The organism is Cupriavidus sp. MPR-AND1C, from assembly GCF_058809705.1.
The window spans coordinates 21427-38161 of record NZ_JBXASU010000072.1; the positions used below are offsets into that span (position 1 = coordinate 21427).

General features: G+C 60.0%; 17 protein-coding genes. 6 read left to right on the forward strand and 11 right to left on the reverse strand.

The window, feature by feature from the left end:
• The first annotated feature begins 195 nt into the window (after positions 1-195).
• Positions 196-1638 carry a 4-hydroxyphenylacetate 3-monooxygenase, oxygenase component gene (gene hpaB, locus AC1RWI_RS28645; protein WP_492870003.1) on the forward strand — a complete coding sequence of 481 codons (1443 nt, stop codon included), beginning with the start codon at positions 196-198 and terminating at the stop codon, positions 1636-1638.
• 28 nt (positions 1639-1666) lie between these two features.
• Entirely contained in the window at positions 1667-1957 is a 291-nt protein-coding gene (locus tag AC1RWI_RS28650) for a hypothetical protein (RefSeq protein WP_492870004.1), read from the forward strand.
• A 5-nt stretch (positions 1958-1962) separates the two neighbouring features.
• Here the strand turns inward: AC1RWI_RS28650 and AC1RWI_RS28655 are convergent, their stop codons facing one another.
• From AC1RWI_RS28655 to AC1RWI_RS28680, 6 genes are all read right to left on the reverse strand, one after another.
• On the reverse strand, positions 1963-3162 hold the full coding sequence (locus AC1RWI_RS28655) for an MFS transporter (RefSeq protein WP_492870005.1): 1200 nt from the start codon (positions 3160-3162) through the stop codon (positions 1963-1965).
• A 2-nt stretch (positions 3163-3164) separates the two neighbouring features.
• On the reverse strand, positions 3165-4748 hold the full coding sequence (locus AC1RWI_RS28660) for a carbamoyltransferase C-terminal domain-containing protein (protein ID WP_492870006.1): 1584 nt from the start codon (positions 4746-4748) through the stop codon (positions 3165-3167).
• Positions 4745-5806: a SagB family peptide dehydrogenase gene (locus tag AC1RWI_RS28665; protein ID WP_492870007.1), complete on the reverse strand. Its 1062-nt coding sequence runs from the start codon at positions 5804-5806 to the stop codon at positions 4745-4747. Before AC1RWI_RS28665 ends, AC1RWI_RS28660 begins: the two co-directional genes overlap by 4 nt.
• 164 nt (positions 5807-5970) lie before the next feature.
• A complete protein-coding gene (locus AC1RWI_RS28670) occupies positions 5971-6222 on the reverse strand; it encodes a hypothetical protein (protein ID WP_492870008.1) in 252 nt (83 codons plus the stop codon).
• 1 nt (position 6223) lies between these two features.
• Positions 6224-7039 carry a helix-turn-helix transcriptional regulator gene (locus AC1RWI_RS28675; RefSeq protein ID WP_492870009.1) on the reverse strand — a complete coding sequence of 272 codons (816 nt, stop codon included), beginning with the start codon at positions 7037-7039 and terminating at the stop codon, positions 6224-6226.
• Positions 7023-7958 carry a DMT family transporter gene (locus tag AC1RWI_RS28680; protein WP_492870010.1) on the reverse strand — a complete coding sequence of 312 codons (936 nt, stop codon included), beginning with the start codon at positions 7956-7958 and terminating at the stop codon, positions 7023-7025. The genes AC1RWI_RS28675 and AC1RWI_RS28680 overlap by 17 nt, the downstream gene beginning before the upstream one ends.
• Before the next feature lie 222 nt (positions 7959-8180).
• Here AC1RWI_RS28680 and surE point away from each other — a divergent pair, with 222 nt between their 5' ends.
• Positions 8181-8951, forward strand: coding sequence for a 5'/3'-nucleotidase SurE (surE, locus tag AC1RWI_RS28685; RefSeq protein ID WP_043355957.1), 771 nt, complete (start codon positions 8181-8183; stop codon positions 8949-8951).
• 117 nt (positions 8952-9068) lie between these two features.
• On the opposite strand, the gene AC1RWI_RS28690 is transcribed toward surE, so the two are convergent.
• Positions 9069-9341, reverse strand: coding sequence for an AbrB/MazE/SpoVT family DNA-binding domain-containing protein (locus AC1RWI_RS28690; RefSeq protein WP_492870011.1), 273 nt, complete (start codon positions 9339-9341; stop codon positions 9069-9071).
• 63 nt (positions 9342-9404) lie between these two features.
• On the opposite strand from AC1RWI_RS28690, the gene AC1RWI_RS28695 reads away from it, so the two are divergent.
• Positions 9405-10319: a LysR family transcriptional regulator gene (locus AC1RWI_RS28695; protein WP_492870012.1), complete on the forward strand. Its 915-nt coding sequence runs from the start codon at positions 9405-9407 to the stop codon at positions 10317-10319.
• Between the two features lie 27 nt (positions 10320-10346).
• On the opposite strand, the gene AC1RWI_RS28700 is transcribed toward AC1RWI_RS28695, so the two are convergent.
• Positions 10347-11888, reverse strand: coding sequence for a tripartite tricarboxylate transporter permease (locus tag AC1RWI_RS28700; RefSeq protein WP_492870013.1), 1542 nt, complete (start codon positions 11886-11888; stop codon positions 10347-10349).
• Positions 11889-11893: 5 nt separating this feature from the next.
• Complete coding sequence (locus tag AC1RWI_RS28705) at positions 11894-12376, reverse strand: tripartite tricarboxylate transporter TctB family protein (protein ID WP_236702090.1); 483 nt, start codon at positions 12374-12376, stop codon at positions 11894-11896.
• Between the two features lie 570 nt (positions 12377-12946).
• Between AC1RWI_RS28705 and AC1RWI_RS28710 the strand changes: the two genes are divergently transcribed.
• Complete coding sequence (locus tag AC1RWI_RS28710; protein ID WP_492870014.1) at positions 12947-14029, forward strand: porin; 1083 nt, start codon at positions 12947-12949, stop codon at positions 14027-14029.
• Between the two features lie 243 nt (positions 14030-14272).
• Here the strand turns inward: AC1RWI_RS28710 and AC1RWI_RS28715 are convergent, their stop codons facing one another.
• Complete coding sequence (locus AC1RWI_RS28715) at positions 14273-14902, reverse strand: LysE family translocator (RefSeq protein WP_492870015.1); 630 nt, start codon at positions 14900-14902, stop codon at positions 14273-14275.
• A gap of 132 nt (positions 14903-15034) precedes the next feature.
• Between AC1RWI_RS28715 and AC1RWI_RS28720 the strand changes: the two genes are divergently transcribed.
• Positions 15035-16360 (forward strand): aminotransferase-like domain-containing protein, encoded by a 1326-nt coding sequence (locus AC1RWI_RS28720; RefSeq protein ID WP_492870016.1) that lies wholly within the window; start codon positions 15035-15037, stop codon positions 16358-16360.
• Between the two features lie 64 nt (positions 16361-16424).
• Here AC1RWI_RS28720 and AC1RWI_RS28725 read toward each other — a convergent pair whose 3' ends face one another.
• The gene (locus AC1RWI_RS28725) at positions 16425-16673 is read right to left on the reverse strand and encodes a nickel-binding protein (RefSeq protein ID WP_043355946.1); all 249 of its coding nucleotides are present in this window, start codon (positions 16671-16673) and stop codon (positions 16425-16427) included.
• Positions 16674-16735: the final 62 nt, after the last annotated feature.

Genomic DNA, 16735 nt, shown 5'->3' on the forward strand with positions numbered 1-16735 from the left:
GGGTAATTTTAGCGTGGCCGGCGCGAGCGCGCGTGCCGGACAAGCATCACGGCGGGCAGACCGGGGGGAGGCCACGCGGCTGTTAGCTTTTTCGGATTTTTACGACGACGATTTGGGAAATTTCCTGGGAATTTATGACCACGACTACCATCAAATCGAAATGAGATTCATTACTGTTTGATCGAGGTGAGACCCATGGCCGCTAGAAATGCAAGAGAAGTGATTAGCCGATTTCGCAAGCATCCGTCGGAAATCTGGCATCGAGGAGCCCGGATCGTCGATGTGACCACAGCGCCCGGACTGGCCAACGGGGTGAAGACACTTGCGGGGCTCTATGACTATCAGTGGAAAGAGCAAGATGTGATGCTGGAAACAGAGCCAGGAAGATGCGGAAAGACAAACCGATCCTATGCAATACCGCGGGACAGTGCTGGGATACTTGAAATCGGCAGGGCCATGCATCGCAGCGCAGAATATAGCATGGGCATGCTAGGGCGCGAACCTGCCTATGTTAATCGCGCAATATCGGCGTTTGCAGGAAGCTCCGATTTCTTTTCAAAAACAAGCAATGATTTTAGTAGAAATATAATAAATTATCACGAACATATTCGTGATGAGGATCTGTCGCTCACTCATACGCTGCTTAATCCAAGGCAAAATAGGATTTTGGGGCCCGCCTTTCAGGCGGATTCAGGCGCTGCACTGCATGTAGTGGAGGAGCGTGACGGCGGCATTGTTCTTTCTGGCGCGCGGATGCTGGCGACCCTGCCTGTTGCGGACGAGATTGCTGTTTTTCCGGCGTTCCTGAGAGACTCTTCGCCAGCTTCGCTAAAATACGCTTTTGCCGTCGCAATACCGTGCTCAAGCCCAGGACTGCGTTTTTTGTGCAGAGACAGCTTTGATTATGGGTTCAATGCGCACGATCATCCGCTAGGGTCGCGATATGAAGAGATGGATGCCGTAGTGTTTTTCGATCGCGTATTTGTGCCCTGGGAACGCGTCTTCTGCTATCGAGACATTGAATCGTGCCATCAAATATACTCCGGGACCGGTGCGGGAGCGCATATGGCCTATCAGGTTATTTGTAAAAACATAGCGAAAACAGAATATTTGCTTGGGCTTACTTCCTTGATGGTGGACGGCTCAGGATTGGAGTCCTTCCCGCACGTGCAGGAGAAGTTGGCCGAGATCTGGGTGAACCTCGAGGCTATGAAGGCTTTCCGTCGAGCATCCGAAGTCGACGCAACCGTTAATTTATACGGAATGGCCACTCCGGCATGGGATCCGCTCGACGCCGCTCGAAATCTGTATCCGAAAATGTATCCAAGAATGATTGAGATCGTCCAGCAGCTTGGCGCTAGTGGACTTGTTGCAAATCCGACATTGAGCGACGTGGAAGGTCCGTTATCCGAGGAGATAAAACGATATTTTCAATCGGCTCGGATGGAGGCTGCAGAACGCATTTCGCTATACCGGCTAGCTTGGGACACGGCAGTTTCTGCATTTGCTACTCGTCAAGTGCTATATGAACGATTCTTCTTCGGTGATCCCATCCAGATGGCTGCGTCTATCTCACGAGGAAAGGATCGTTCGGGTGCAATGGAAAAAGTGAGGAGTTTCTTGGGCGAGATCCAGTAGAGAGAATGGTATCCATACCGGAGTGATTATGAAAAAAATGGATTCGGAATTGGCGGAGAACATAACAATGACGGATTTGATTCGCCTTGTCAGGGCGTTGAAGTGTGACTACGATGCCGTTGTTACGAGGCAAGGCGACGGATTTTGGGGCGTGCAGTTCGATTTGGCGGGGAATTCATATGTGTTAGGAACTGTTCGTGGCAGCGTTCGTAGATGGCGGCAGCTTGATGCTGTGATCTGCTTCTTGCATGAAAATTTCTCGGAGATAAGGCGGGTGGATTTGAAAATAAAAAATTGGAATTTTTGCAAGTACCGGTGATAGATTCATGGTTTTTTTGAAAAAAAACATAGTATTGACCCTGAGAAAATTGCGATCAAACCGCTTCCGACAAAAATCAGAGGAATGCTGATAATTTTTGTCAGTGCGGCTCCCGCGAGAGGGCCGGAAACCAGAACCGCCAGCTGTAGGCTTCGAGCAGTCGCACTGATCGTTCCAATATGCTCCTGCGGACTTTCCTGCTGCATTGTCACGCCGAAATGCATGGCCGTGAGGCCATAGCAACATCCATTGATGGTCCACAATGCGAGGAGAAATGGTGTTGGAATGACATTGCCCATCGCAAAGAAGAGGCCAGGCACGAAAACGGTTGTGCCAAAGGCGATCAGGCTAAAAGTCATTGGCAGGCTTGAGCTACGATCAAATAGGGTTCTGAACGTGGCGGCGCCGATAATGGAGCCAATCGCAGTAAAACTGATTATTGAACCAAACGTGCTGGCGTGCATTCCGCCATTCTTGAGAAATAGAGCAAGTAGCGGATCGTATAGGCTGAGAACGAGGGTCTGTATCATGACGGCCATAAAGGAGATTCTAAATGAGAAATTGTGTCTGGCTAGTGAAAGTATGGATGAGATTTTTCTAATCGATAAATCAGATGATTGTTTTAATATTTCTCCCGAAACATGTTCGCGCAATCTTCTTGCGACGAGTAAGCCGGAAATGGCTAGAATCCCTGAGAGAGCGAATCCCAGCGTGGGTGCGTATAGGCTGGCCAGCGCGGCGCCTAGTAAGGGTGCTGACACCTTGGTTGTTTGATCAACGATCGTCATAATCCGCGCATTGTCCACTAGTTGCTCTTTGGAAAACATTGAGCGGATTAAGACTTGTTCTGCGGGTTGACTTCCTAAGTTGGAGATTCCCTTCACAAACACAAGGATAATAAAAAGCTCGATGTCGTTGCAAAACAAGAGGGAAAGAGAGGTTGCGCAGCGCGCAAAATAACCTGCGGAGATAATTTTTATTGGGTTCCTTTGGTCTGCAAGTGCTCCAAAGAATGGGCCAAGCACTAGCGCGGGAAGTCCATAGAGTGCGGATGTGATGCCGATTGTCGTGGCGCCGGCTTCGAAGTGGTAGCTAAGTAAGGAAAAGATCAGCGTGAAATCCGTCCACAAAATTATCGAGCCTATTGCCCTGTTTGCGATGATGCATGGGTAAGCCGGGTTGATGATAATGGTGGGTATCCTCATTTTTAATGGGCTGGAAGTTCGTTATGAAGGAAGAGATTTCCTTCAATAACAAAGCCATCTATATTTGAATTGATGGCATACGATATCAAATCGGATGTTCGGTTTATGAATCCTGTGCCGTTGAAGTTTAGTGATGTGTTGCATAATACGCCGATCCCTGATTGCATTTTGAATGCGGTTAATAAATCGAAAAGCAGCCGGTTTTGGGATTTTGTCACGGTCTGTACTCTAGATGATTGGTCGACGTGCGTAGTCGCTTGCAACTGGTTTGTCTTCACCTTGCAAAAACTAAGCATAAACGGGCTGGGCCCGTCGATGTCGAAGTAAATCGACGCATCCTGCTCCAGGCATACCGGTGCGATTGGTCGAAATGATTCACGATTCTTTATTTTGTTGATCCTGTGAAGCATTGATTTTTCAAACGGTGCTGCCAGTATCGATCTGTTTCCAAGGGCGCGTGGCCCCATTTCAGTTTTTCCGGAAACCCACGCCAATACTGCCCCTTGATTGAGAATTTTTGCTATTTCGATTAGCGACGAGGTTTTTCTTTTGAAAACCCCGAGCGTGGCGGCGGATTTATATCCGACGTCGTCTTGAAAAGGCTGGCCGCAGTAAACATCCCACTGTAATTTTGCATTTCCGGTGAGATGAAATTGCGCGTCCGCGGCTGATCCGACTGCGGATCCGATGTCATTTGTGCAGGGCGGAACGAAAACACTGGAGAAGATATTTGAATCAAGCCATGCGCGATTCCATTCGCAGTTCAGGCCGCATCCACCACCGATTAGAAGTGGGTGTTTTCCGCGTACAAGCGGTCGGATTGCATCCAGAAATGAGGTGTAGATTCTGTCGGAAACAAGTCGTGCTAGCCGCTTTGATGCCGGCGATTCAATGCCGCTATTATGTGCACCATATTTCGAGAAATCTGGTTTGCTGAGGTTGGGGAGGGAGTGGGGCGCCGAAAATATCTGGGATAGTAGGGCGGCCTCTTCGGGAGATGGAGAAACCTTCGGTTCAAATGCGGCGAGCGCCATAATTTTTCCCGCGTCACTTAATCGTATTTTCCCAGGCCCTAGAGTGAAGGTAGGATCGGCAAGTCCATACGCAAATGCATAGCGGATACCCGGTCCAGTCATTACATCGGTAATCCGTCGGATGCACACATTTTCATCGATAAAATAGAAGGATCCGATATGTCCTTCCCAGACAAGTGCATAGCATGGTTCACCTTGAGGGTAAGGTGATAGTGCATAGGACGCGAGTATGTGGGAGCGCTCATGTGACGACGTAATGAGCTTTCTAGTTGTTCCGAAAATCGAGAAATCTTCAATGACAGGCTGATTTAGTCCAAGGTATCCGGCACCGATGGTCCGGCTGTAAGGATTCGTTTCCTTTGCCCAGCCACTCAGAACAAGCGCATCCGGCACACTCGGTGTGTGTCTCAACGCCTCAAGGAATCCTATGACATCGATCGGCGCATATCGAAGGCCGGAATCTTTTTCCGCTTCAAATAAGTATTCCAGAACTCCGTCCACAATATATGCAGCGCTTCCGTCATGACCTGGTTTCATTGCGAGGAGCTTCATTTGGTACGTCTCGCTTCGTCAAGTATCTGCAATACCTCACGGGCTATGGAGCCGGAGCCCCGCCCTGCGCCAAGGAAGAACATGACGGACTCGTGTGCGGAGTCTAAGTGGAGCAGTTTGTTGATTTCATGATCGATAAAATAACCCGTGGGCCAAGACTGGACATTTTGAGCGGTACAGACCAGTTGGAATGTCTGAGCTAAACACCCGATGTCCAGCAATGCGACTCGATAGGCTCTGGAATGCGAGTATTTCCACCACATTTTTTCAAACCTCGACGTAATGAAGATCCCGTATGCCAATTCATTGGCGAATGTTTGAGAACAAAGTAGGGCTCCAAGGCTGGATTGCTCAAAGAACGGCTGTACGACCGAAAGTTCGTGCTTGTGTGATCGATAGTGATAGATTCCTGACGGCAGGCCTTCTACGCGAATAGCCACAAGATAAGCTTCGCTCGGATGAAGCGATCCGCCCGATGGGGACGTGCGGCGGTAACCAATCGGCATCAGTCCTTGTGCTTCGAGATCACTTCGCGTCTTGCCATGCACCGTTCCAAATGTTGCCCAGAGCGCCACCGACACCTCTTGCAGTGACAGAGATGCTGAGTTGAATGATCTACATGTTTGTCGCGCCTTCAGGATTTCTTGGAAACTGGTGTTCCCAAGTCCATTTAGATTCGCCGGGGGAAGTTGAATAATTTTCCCTGGTTTCTCCACGTATAGTTCAGGGATATTTTTCTCGATGGAGGCGCAATATTCAAGATAGCCGCGATAAGCATCGGACTCCGGAAGAGGTTCGCCCGGCGCAATTCCGATCTGGGTGCCTACATGAAATATTCTGGACAGGCAGTCCCACCCCCATTCTGCCGGGTCTAATTCGTCCAGACAGCCAGATTCAAGGATGGCCAGATCGATAGGGGATTTGGTTGGTGGTGAACCAGAGGTTAACTCCATCAACCTCGCCAGATGTGTTATGTCGATTTCAAATTGCTCATGTTTTGAGTAGTTCCAGAGTATTAATTTCCCATCGATTGGCTTTATGAAAATAGTTGGGGTCATGCCGTTCTCCGCGTATGAGGAGGGTGATTTTTTGCGCGGACCCCGGCGATCGATTTGATGGTCAGGGTCTTTAGGCTTTTTCTTACCCGTCAAACATTACTTGGAAAATCGGGGATGAGTAAATGTGGTTGTATGCATCGTTGGATTGGTAGGAGAGAGTAGGTTCAAGGAAGATTTTCTTCACGACAACTCCTGCTGTAAATTGCAGCGATATTGCTGCCTGACCAGTCTATGTTCTCCCCTGAGTTGGTGGCAAGTATCGTGCGGTTATTTGTTGTTATCGACTGGCGGTTGTTGTTAGTTTTGTATAATAATAATTTTGATTTTATAAATTCTATTTTGTAAATCAAAATTCGATTTTGATTTTCATGTATTGGCAGGAACAATGACTGCGCTGCTTCCAGCAGCGCTCGCACGCTAGCGCGATGCCGGCAAGGCGATGTTCGCTACCGCGAGGCCCGCACGCCATGCCCCCGGCGGCATGCCGAAGCGCTGGGTGAAGCTGCGCGTAAAGGTGGTCTGGTCGGGAAAGCCCAGCGCCAGCGAGATATCCGCTAGCGGCTGGGCCCGGTCCGCCAGCAGGCGTGCGGCCTGGTCCAGCCGCAGGCGCGTCTGGTAGCGATGCGGCGTATCGCCAAATGCGTCGCAGAACAGGGTGTGGAAGCGCCGCACGCTCCAGCCGAACTGTGCCGCGAGCTGGTCGGCCCGCAGCGGCGCGTCCAGGTGCTGGCGCAGGTAGGCGTCGATTCGCGCCAGCGGAAAATGCGTGGGCTGGGCGCGGCCGCCCAGGCCCAGCGCCTGCGCCAGGTCGGCGGCAAGGGTGGCGGCCAGTTGCCAGTGATGTTGCCGGGAGCTGGCTGCCTGAGGCGGCGTAGCCAGGCGCCGCACCCGCTCGCTCCAGCCGCCCGTGATGGCAAACGCCTTGGGCCGGTCCATCAGCGCGGCCGGCAACGCGAGCGAGCCCGGCGGCATGTCCAGCACCAACTGCCGGTTGCCGTCCAGCCCCAGGAAGTCGTGGCGCTCCCCGGCGGGCACAATCAGCCCGCCGCAGGACTCGATCCGGTGCAGGTGGCCGCCGATTTCCAGCTCGCTGGCGCCGTCCAGGCCGAACAGGACCTGATGGTAGTCATGGCGATGCCACTCCCGCTCCGGCTGGTAGACGCGGGTCTCCACCAACGGCGCCGGCCGGCCCGCCTGCGCCAGCTGCACAGCCTCGTCATCGTGCGGCGGCATGGCGGGTTTTGCGAGGGGTCCCGGCGCCCTGGGCGGCCTGGCACAGCCAGACCCCAATGCCGGCAACGAGCAGGCCCAGCAACTGCAGGCCCCCAGGCTTGTCGCCAAACAGCAGCCAGGCCTGCAGCGCCGCCAGCGGCGGCGCCAGGAACATCAGCGATGCGGCAGTGGCAGCCTGCCCGCGCCTGACGATGCGCACGAGCAAATAAGTGCCCAGGCCCGACAGCACCAGCGTGGCCCAGGCCAGCGCCGACCAAAGCGCCATGCCCGGCTGCCAGTGCGACTCGCCCAGCAGCCATGCCAGCGCGCCGGCCACCAGGGCGCCGCCCACGTTCTGCCAGGCCATGCTGGCGCGCAGGTCGGCCGCGGCAATCGAGGTTTTTTGCAGGATCGTGCCCATGGTGATGGAGAGGATGGAGATGACCGCCACCAGTACCACCCACGGCGAAACCGGGCTGGGTGCGCTGGCCAGGGTGGCGGGTGCCACCACCAATACTACGCCCAGGGAGCCCAGTGCAAGCCCGCCCCAGCCCTGCCGGGACGGAAGCTCCCCCAGCAACGGGATGGCCAGCAGCGCGGTCAGCAGCGGTTGCAAGGCGCCGAGCAAGGCCATGGCCGACGGTGCAAGGCCATGCGCAATGGCCCAGTAACCGCCACCCAGGTAGCTGCCGTGCAGGAGCGCGCCCGCCAGCAAGTGCCGCGGCACTTCGCGCAGCGCTGGCCAGCGCGCTGCGCCGGCCACGGCCACGGCCGCGAACAGCACGGCCGCCAGGGAGAAGCGGGCCAGCAGGAACAGGCTGGGCTGGGCCACCGGCACGATGGCCCGGCCCACGATGAATCCGGTCGACCAGATCAGGACAAAGGCCAGGCTGGACAGCCAGCCGGCCGAGGCGGGGACGCTGAGGCGGGATGATGGCATGGTGTTTCAGCGCGCCGGCGGCGGGCGCGGGTGGGCGGCGATGATCAACAATGGGCCGCAGGTTAGTCGCCCGACGCCGTCCTGTCTTGGCAAATCCGGCAAAGCGTGGCCCAACCGCCACGGCTTCGGTTTATAGTCTGGCGCTGGCCCCGACTGCCATGCCGCACGCTGCGCGCCGCGCAAGGCAACCCAGCATTCGTCAACCTACGGTCCTCCATATCCATGTCCGAACCCCTGTTGGAACGCGTACTTCTCACCAACGATGACGGCATCGACGCCCCCGGCCTGGCCGTGCTCGAAGCCGTGGCGGCAACACTGGCGCGCGAAGTCTGGGTGGTCGCGCCCGAGCATGACCAGAGCGGCACCTCGCACTCCCTGAGCTTGCATGCACCGCTGCGCATCAGCCAGCAAGGCGAGCGCCGCTTTGGCGTGAGCGGCACCCCGGGCGACTGCGTCGTCATGGCCGCCCGGCACCTGATGGCCGACACCCCGCCGAGCCTGGTCCTGTCGGGCATCAACCGGGGCGCCAACCTTGGCCTCGAAACCGTGTTCTCCGGCACCGTCGGCGCCGCCATGACCGGGGTGCTGCTGGGCATCCCGGCCATTGCGCTGAGCCAGGCCTTCACCGATCGCAACGCGGTGCGCTGGGAAACGGCGCGCGCGCTGGCGCCTGGCGTGATCCGCCGCCTGCTTGCCGCGGGCTGGAACCAGCAGGTTTGCCTGAACGTCAACTTCCCCGATGTGGAGCCCGGGGCCGCCGGCCCGCTCACCGTCACCCGCCAGGGCGTGGGCCTCGTCAAGGATCTTGCCGTACGGGCCCATGTCGACCCGCGCGGCATCCCCTATCACTGGCTGCAGTTCTCGCGCGGCCCGCGGCCGGACGCCGACGACAGCGAGGCGGTGGTGGTCGGCCGGGGCGCGATTTCAGTGACCCCGCTGCGCTTCGAGCGCACCGACGAGGAGGCGGCCGCGGAGTTGGCGGGGTGCCTTTGAGGTAATGCGCGCCTCAAGCGCTCGTCCACCACAGGGTTTGAAAGCGCGCCGATGCCTCCGATATCCATTTCGATCATGTCGCCCGGCGTCATGGATACCGGCGCATGCTCATGGCGATCACGTCGCCCTGCATGATGACGCTCGGCAATGCGTACCTGATGCGCGAGTGTTGGCATCGTCCCTGTCAAACCTGAAATCGGGCGGCAGGCGCCCCCGAAACTGCCTCAGCTTGGCCAGATGGTTGGCCCTGCCAGGCTTGTTCAGGACCAGGAACACACCATCGTTGCAGACGACGACCTCGAAGTCGTCGCCTTCACGCAGATCAAACACGTCCACCAATTCACCGGGCAAGTGGATGGCCAGACAATCGCCCCATTTGAAGACTTGCATAGTTGCATCCTCCTGAAGCACTCGTGGATCATATTGAGACTAGCTTTATCAAACCAGCTTTGAATGTACTCACTAGACGACCTGAAACTCTTTGTCCGCACCGCCGAGCTTGAAAACCTCTCCGCGGCCGCGCGCGAACTGGGCCGGACCGCCGCCACCGCCAGCGCGGCCCTGATCCGCCTGGAGCAACGTCTGAGCGCGCGCCTGTTCGCCCGCACCACCCGCCGCATGCGCCTGACCGAGGAGGGGCGGGTGTTCCTGGAGGCGGCGCGCAAGGCATTGGCGGCGCTGGAAGAGGGCGAGGGCGCACTGGCGGAGCAGCGCGAGGAACTGGCCGGGCCGCTGCGGCTGTCGGCGCCCGCCGACCTGGGGCGCGCCTTGCTGCGTGGCTGGCTGGACGATTTCCTGGCGGCGCATCCGCAGCTTTCGCTTGCGTTGTCCATCGGAGATACGCTTGCCGACCTTTATCGCAGCAATGTCGACCTGGCGGTGCGGGTGGGCTGGCTGGAGGATTCGGGGCTGGTGCGCCGGCAGCTTGCGCTGACGCGCCGCGTGGCGGTGGCCGCGCCGGCGTACCTGGCGCGTTGCGGCACGCCCGCGTCGCCCGAGGCGCTGGCGCAGCACCACATGCTGTGCCTCGCGCCGGGTGGTCAGGCGCGCATGCGCTGGCCGTTTCGCTCGGGCCAGTCCCGTCTGGAAGTGGAAGCGAACGGGCGGCGCACCAGCGATGATGGCGCGGTGGTGCGCGACTGGGCGCTGGCGGGCCATGGCATTGCTTTCAAAAGCTGGTTCGATGTCGCGGCCGACGTCAGCGCCGGCCGCCTGGTGCTGCTGTTTCCCGAGTGGTACCAGGACAGCGTGCCGCTCCAGCTGGTGTTCCTGCAGAGCCGGTTTCCGTCTTACCGGCAGCGCCGCCTGATCGAGTTCCTGCAGGCGCGTTTCGCGGCGTTCGACGCGGACTATCCGTTCCCGGGCTAGCCGCGTCGGTGCAGGCTTGTGTCGTGGTTACTCGTTGACGGCAAGCTCGCCGCCGGCAAGCACGGCCCCTTTGCCCGCGCCGCGGCTGGCTCGCCACGCGGAGTAGGTGACTCCGGTCAGCAGCAGGGCCGACAGCACGACGAAGACACAGCTGATCGGGCGATGCACGAACACCATCATGTCGCCGCGCGACAGCAGCAGCGAGCGGCGGAAGTTCTCTTCCACCATCGGTCCGAGCACGAAGCCAAGCAGGATAGGCGCCACCGAGAACCCGAGCCACATGAGCGCCGCGCCGATCACGCCGAACGCCAGTACTTCCCAGATCTCGAACAGGCTGTTCTGCGTGCTGAACACGCCGACCACGATGAAGAACATGGCCGAGGGGAACAGGTAGCGGTAGGGCACTTGCAGCAGCTTGACCCACACGCCGATCAGCGGGACGTTCAGCACGATCAGCAGCAGGTTGCCGATCCAGAAGCTGGCGATCAGGCCCCAGAAGATGTCGGGGTGATCGCTGATCAGCTGCGGCCCCGGGGCGATGCCCTGGATCATCAGCGCGCCAAGGATCAGCGCCATCACGGCGTCGCCCGGAATGCCGAGGCTCATGGTGGGGATGAAATCGACCTGCGTCTTGGAGTGCGCGGAGGCTTCCGGCCCGGCGACGCCCGCGATCATGCCCGTGCCGAACTTCTCCGGCGTCTTGGAGATCTTGCGCTCCAGCGCATAGGCGACGAAGGTCGTGATGGTGGGGCCGGTCCCGGGCATGGCGCCGAACACGGTGCCTACCGCGGTGCCACGCACCATGGGCCAGAAGGCGGTCTTGAGCTCGGCCAGGCTGGGCCGCATGTCGCGGATGCGCAGCTTGGCCTTGCTGGCGATCACGCTCATCCGGTTGACATTGAGCAGGAAGTCCGCCACGCCGAACAGGCCCATGGCGATGGCGACCAGTTCCAGCCCGTCGCTAAGCTCGGGGATGTTCATCGCCAGGCGGAAGGTGCCACTGTTCACATCGGTGCCGACACAGCCGCAGATCAGGCCGAACAGCGTCATTGCCACGCCTTTCAACGGTGAGCCGCGCGACATGGTGGAGCCTGCCAGCAAGCCCAGCAGCATGATCGAGAAGATCTCCGTGGGGCCAAACTTGAACGATATCTCGGTGAGCAGCGGCGAGGCGAAGATCATCACGATGATGCCCACCGACGCGGCGAAGAATGAGCAGATCATGGTGATGCCCAGCGCGGTGCCGCCCTTGCCGGCGCGCGTCATCGGATAGCCGTCCAGGCACGTGACCGCATGCGGCGGGTGCGAGGGCAGGTTGAGCAGGATCGCGCCAATGGCGCCGCCATATTGCGAGCCATAGAAGATCCCCGCCAGCATCAGGATGGCGGGTACCGGGTGCATGGCATAGGTCAGTGGCAGCAGGATGGAAATGGCCGACAGCGCGCCCATGCCGGGCAGCACGCCGATCAGGTTTCCCATCAGCACGCCGAAAAAGGACCACATCAGGTTGGAACCCTGGAAGGCAACGCCAAAGCCGAACCAGAGATCATGCAGAGCGTTCGCGGTCATGATGTTCAGACCCCCCAGGCAAACAGCGGCAACTGCAACTGCAGCGCCCACCAGAACACGACCGTGGCGATGACACACATCGCCAGTGCCAGGATGGCGGCTTGCTTCACGGTATTGCTCCGGTCGCCCAGCGCCGAGATGAACACGATGGCGAAGGTGGCGGGGATCAGGCCGCCATATTTGCCCAGCAGCAAGAAGGCGAGCACGCCCAGGATGATGCAGGCACATCCGCGCAGATCCGGCAGGCCGGCGCCATGCTCGTGCCCGGATGCCTGGGCTTGCGCCGGTGGCTCCTTGCGCGCCGAGATGGCGATGAGCACGCCGACGATCGCCAGCAGCGCCCCTACCGCTGCCGGGAAGAACCCAGGCCCCATGTGGCTCAGGCTGCCGGTGCGATATTGCAGGCCGGCCACTAGCGTGGCGAGCCCGATCAGCGTCATGAGCCCGCCGCCGTAGTAGTCCTTCTTGAAACGCGAGGGGGTGTTCATTGCAGATCCCCTCTGGTCCGGCTATCCAAACGGTAGCGTGCGTTGGTGTGTTGATGCATGAGGTGGTTTCTCCGTCTCCTGTTTTTACGCCCTTGCCTTACCGCGACTTCATCGTGGGCGCGGGCGGGTGCCGAGACTGTAGGAACGGCATCTTCCAAACGGCTTTCCGACGGCTTGCAATCGGCTTTCGGGGTAGAGATGTTGAAGAGAATTTCTCGCGGCTACGCGTAATCCCTAGCGCTGAAAATCCCTGTGGCAGGGAACTTCCGCGGCGGATCTCAAGCCATCCAGCAGCCAAGTGGTGCACTACTCACCCGCTGCCGGCGACCCGTGCAATTCCATTTGCATCACGTTGTGCCATATTCCGCCGGATCGCTGCAGCGTGGGGCGTTCCTGGATGATTGCAATTGCAGTCATGCAGACATGTAGTCACGCAAAGCGACATCAAGCTTTCACATAAGGCGTCGACAATGCGGTCTGCCGCCACGGGTGCGGTTCATGGCGGCTATCGCGTGGTTGCCCGTGGCTGGCAGAAGACTGCCTCATCCATCCATAAGACAGAGAAAATCAGTGAAGAAAGCTCTCCTTGCAATGACTGCCGCGGCTGCTGCCGCAGCCTGCGGCGCAGCGTTCGCCCAAACCTCCTCGTCCGGCGTCACGCTGTACGGCATTGCCGACGTCGGCATCGAAGTCATCAACCACATGCCGGCCACCGGTTCCGCGGGTGGCACCGTTACCCGCATGAACTCCGGCAACCTGTCGGGCTCGCGCTGGGGCCTGCGCGGCAGCGAAGACCTGGGCGGTGGCCTGAAGGGTATCTTCGTGCTGGAAAGCGGCTTTGATATCGATACCGGCGCCTCGGGCCAGGGCAACCGCCTGTTCGGCCGCCAGTCGTACGTGGGCCTGCAGGGCAATTTCGGCGCCGTGACGCTGGGTCGCCAGCAAAACTCGCTGTATGACCTGTTCGGCGCCTATGACCCGATGGCCGTCGGCCCGCGCTACTCGCTCAACAGCGTCGACTCGCTGTTCAACGGCCGTGCCGATAACGCCTTCAAGTACACGGGCAAGTTCGGCGGCCTGACGGCTACCGGTTTCTACAGCACCGGGCGCGATGCCACGGTGACCAACGGCAGCGAAGTCCCGGGCGCGAGCAAGGTGGGACGCAACTACGGCGCGGGCCTGGCTTACGCAGCGGGTGGCTTCTCCGTTGGCGCCGCGTATGACCAGTTCCAGGGATCGTCGGTGGCTCTGCAGGATCGCACCGCCAAGCGCGCGGCCATCGGCACGTCCTATGCCTTTGGCGATGCCAAGGTGTTTGCCGGCTACCGCTGGCTGCGCGACGACGGCACGGCAAGCGCCACGGCCACCGTCACCCGCAGCAATGTGTACTGGGCAGGCGCGCAGTACAAGTTCACGCCTGCGTTCCAGCTGACCGGCGCGGCATACTACACCGACCTGAAGAACAGCGGCGCGGATTCGTGGATGTACGTGCTGTCGGGCGACTACTCGCTGTCCAAGCGCACCGATGCCTACGTGAACATCGGCTACGTGAAAAACAAGTCGGGTTCCACCCTGGGCCTGAACGGTGCCGGCACGGCACTGCCGGGCGCGAACCAGACCGGTGCCACCGTCGGCGTGCGTCACCGCTTCTAAGCCGCATCCGAGCCGCACCTGAGCGGCAACTGAGCAGCATCTGGGCGGCATCCTGCGCACGGCGGATGCCGCCAACAATCATATCGACCTTGCTTTTTGCGCGAGTGTCGCTTGGCCGGTCAGATCGACCGGCCTTTTCTCTCTTCCTGGCAGGACCTCTCTTCTTGGCCGGACAGCATGAAGTGAGCAAGGCCGCCGCCACAGGCGCGCACCACCTCTGACACCACGACGCGATTTCGCCTGCTAGGACGCCCTCGGCATGGCAAGCAGCCTCAGCGCCAGCAGCACCAGCACCACGGCAAGCCCGTATTTCTGGAACACGGCGGCACGCGGGTTGCGGCTCAGGAACCGCCGTGCCGACCCGCCAGCCGCGCCCAGCAGGCCGTGGAACACGGTGCTGATCGCCGTCAGCACGCAGCCCAGGACAATCAGCTGCCGGGCCACGTTGCCTTTGCCCGGGTCCACGAACTGCGGCAGGAAGACCATGAAGAACAGCAACGCTTTCGGATTCAGCAAGCTGTTCAGCGTAGCGCGGAAAAACACCGATCTCAACGAGGCCTGCCGGGTCACCGCGCCCAGCGGCAGCAGCGGGCGGCGCAGCGCTTTGCCGGCCATCCACAGCAGGTACAGGGCCCCCGCATAGCGGATCAGGTCGAGCGCCGGGGGCCAGGCGGCAATCACGGCGGTGATGCCGGTTGCCGTCAGGACGGTCAGCACGAGGTCTGCCGCGGCAATGCCGAGCGCGGCCGCCGCGCCGCCGCCGAGGCCGTAGGTGACGCCGTGTGCCATGACGAAGGCCATGTTTGGCCCGGGTGACAGCAGCAGCACCATCACGGCCGCGGCGAACACCGACAAGGTAGCGAATTCGATCATGCCCAGGTTTCCAGATGGCCCCGCAGAGCCCTTTACGTTGTCGAGGCTGGTAGCGTAATCTTTGTGTCTGATACAAACAAAAAATTGTTCTAGATACAAAGAACGATCCGATGAAGGCGCGCAGGCCAAGGCATGATCCCAGCCCGGTACAAAACCATCATGGACGAGATCGCGGGGCGCATCCGCGAAGGGGTGCTGTCGCCAGGCACGCAATTGCCGACCGTGCGCGCCTTGATGAAGCAGCATGGCATCGCGCTGGCCACCGCATCACGCATCTACCGGGAGCTGGAAACCATCGGGCTTGTCGTCGGCGAGACCGGCCGGGGCACCTTCGTGCGCGACACCTCGCTGCCGCGCGGCCTGGGCCTGGAGCAGCATCCGGTGCGTTTCGGCGCGGTCGATCTCACCTTCAACTATCCGTCCTTGCCCGGCCAGGCCGAGATGCTGCGCGATGGCCTGCGCACCATCGCGGCCTCGGGGGACCTCGACGCGCTGCTGCATTCGGCGCCTCAGGGCGGGCGGGCGCACGAGCGGCAGACCGCGGCCAGGCACCTGCGCAACCGGGGCATCCGGGTGGGCGGCGAGCAGGTGCTCATCGTCAATGGCGCGCAGCAGGGCCTTGCCGTGACGGTCATGGGGCTGCTCAATCCGGGCGATGTCCTGGCTGTGGATGCGCTGACCTATCCCGGCATGAAACGGCTCGCGCAAACGCACCGTCTCGATCTGGAGGCGGTGCCGCACACGGTAGAAGGCATGGACCTGGAGTACCTGGCGGCGCTATGCAAACGGCGTCCGGTGCGCGCCGTCTACGCCATGCCAACGATGCACAATCCACTGGGCACGGTGATGGCTGAGCCGTCCCGGGTCCGGCTTGCCGAGCTTGCCGGCAAGCATGATTTCCTGGTCATCGAGGATGGCGCCTATGCCTTCCTGGCCGAGCCGGCACCCAAGCCGGTCTTTACCTACGCGCCCGAACGCACGGTCTATGTCTCGGGGCTGTCCAAGAGCGTTGCGTCCGGCTTGCGCGTAGGCTTTGTCGCCGCGCCCCTTGCGCTGGTGCCCGCGCTGGAGGGTGCGATCCGCGTCTCGACCTGGAACACGCCCACGCTGACCGTGGCGCTGGGCTGCCATTGGATCGAGGCCGGACTGGTCGACGAACTCGAGGACCGCAAGCGCAAGGACGCGCGGCTGCGGCAAAGCCTGGCGCGCCGCGTGCTGCGCGGTTGCGATGTCAAAGCGCATCGCGCTTCCTATTTTCTCTGGCTGACCTTGCCGCAGGACCTGCGCGCGGACCGCGTCGCCGCTGGCCTGGAACGCGAAGGCGTCCTGGTGACGACGGCCCAGCCGTTTGCCGCCACGCCAAGCGCGCCGCATGCGCTGCGCCTGGCGATCGGCTCCATCTCGCATGAAGCGCTGGAGGACGCGCTGGTCAAAGTGCGCCGGGCGGTGCTCGGCTAGCGGGCTTCACACGCCACCTTCACACTCGGGCTTCACACTCGGGCTTCATGCTTGGGTTTCGTGCTTACTCGATGACGTCGCCTACCCATACGCGGTCGAAGCTTGCCGCCGCCTCGTGCTGGATCTTGCGCACCGTTTCCGCGTCGGCGGCTTCGTACTCGCAAACCATGCGCTTGCGGTCGGCCGCGATCAGGCTGCGCTTCCAGGTGACGTTGTACAGGGCGAGGCAGGGGCGCTCGCGGTCGGCGACGATCTTCATGTCGTCATCCGATTGCGGGGTGGCAAAGCTGCGTTCAACCACGATGTGTGACATGACGGGCCTCCTGGGGGCGGTGGGGAATGCAATAGAAGTAAGGGGCAAAGGGGCAAAGGGGC

Excerpts from the sequence above, each read along its gene's own strand:
- AC1RWI_RS28705 (WP_236702090.1), bottom strand. The coding sequence starts at position 12,376 with ATGAACACCCCCTCGCGTTTCAAGAAGGACTACTACGGCGGCGGGCTC.
- AC1RWI_RS28725 (WP_043355946.1), bottom strand. The coding sequence starts at position 16,673 with ATGTCACACATCGTGGTTGAACGCAGCTTTGCCACCCCGCAATCGGAT.
- AC1RWI_RS28675 (WP_492870009.1), bottom strand. The coding sequence starts at position 7,039 with ATGCCGCCGCACGATGACGAGGCTGTGCAGCTGGCGCAGGCGGGCCGG.
- surE (WP_043355957.1), top strand. The coding sequence starts at position 8,181 with ATGTCCGAACCCCTGTTGGAACGCGTACTTCTCACCAACGATGACGGC.
- hpaB (WP_492870003.1), top strand. The coding sequence starts at position 196 with ATGGCCGCTAGAAATGCAAGAGAAGTGATTAGCCGATTTCGCAAGCAT.
- AC1RWI_RS28665 (WP_492870007.1), bottom strand. The coding sequence starts at position 5,806 with ATGACCCCAACTATTTTCATAAAGCCAATCGATGGGAAATTAATACTC.
- AC1RWI_RS28720 (WP_492870016.1), top strand. The coding sequence starts at position 15,035 with ATGATCCCAGCCCGGTACAAAACCATCATGGACGAGATCGCGGGGCGC.
- AC1RWI_RS28660 (WP_492870006.1), bottom strand. The coding sequence starts at position 4,748 with ATGAAGCTCCTCGCAATGAAACCAGGTCATGACGGAAGCGCTGCATAT.
- AC1RWI_RS28650 (WP_492870004.1), top strand. The coding sequence starts at position 1,667 with ATGAAAAAAATGGATTCGGAATTGGCGGAGAACATAACAATGACGGAT.
- AC1RWI_RS28695 (WP_492870012.1), top strand. The coding sequence starts at position 9,405 with ATGTACTCACTAGACGACCTGAAACTCTTTGTCCGCACCGCCGAGCTT.
- AC1RWI_RS28715 (WP_492870015.1), bottom strand. The coding sequence starts at position 14,902 with ATGATCGAATTCGCTACCTTGTCGGTGTTCGCCGCGGCCGTGATGGTG.
- AC1RWI_RS28690 (WP_492870011.1), bottom strand. The coding sequence starts at position 9,341 with ATGCAAGTCTTCAAATGGGGCGATTGTCTGGCCATCCACTTGCCCGGT.
- AC1RWI_RS28655 (WP_492870005.1), bottom strand. The coding sequence starts at position 3,162 with ATGAGGATACCCACCATTATCATCAACCCGGCTTACCCATGCATCATC.
- AC1RWI_RS28680 (WP_492870010.1), bottom strand. The coding sequence starts at position 7,958 with ATGCCATCATCCCGCCTCAGCGTCCCCGCCTCGGCCGGCTGGCTGTCC.
- AC1RWI_RS28700 (WP_492870013.1), bottom strand. The coding sequence starts at position 11,888 with ATGACCGCGAACGCTCTGCATGATCTCTGGTTCGGCTTTGGCGTTGCC.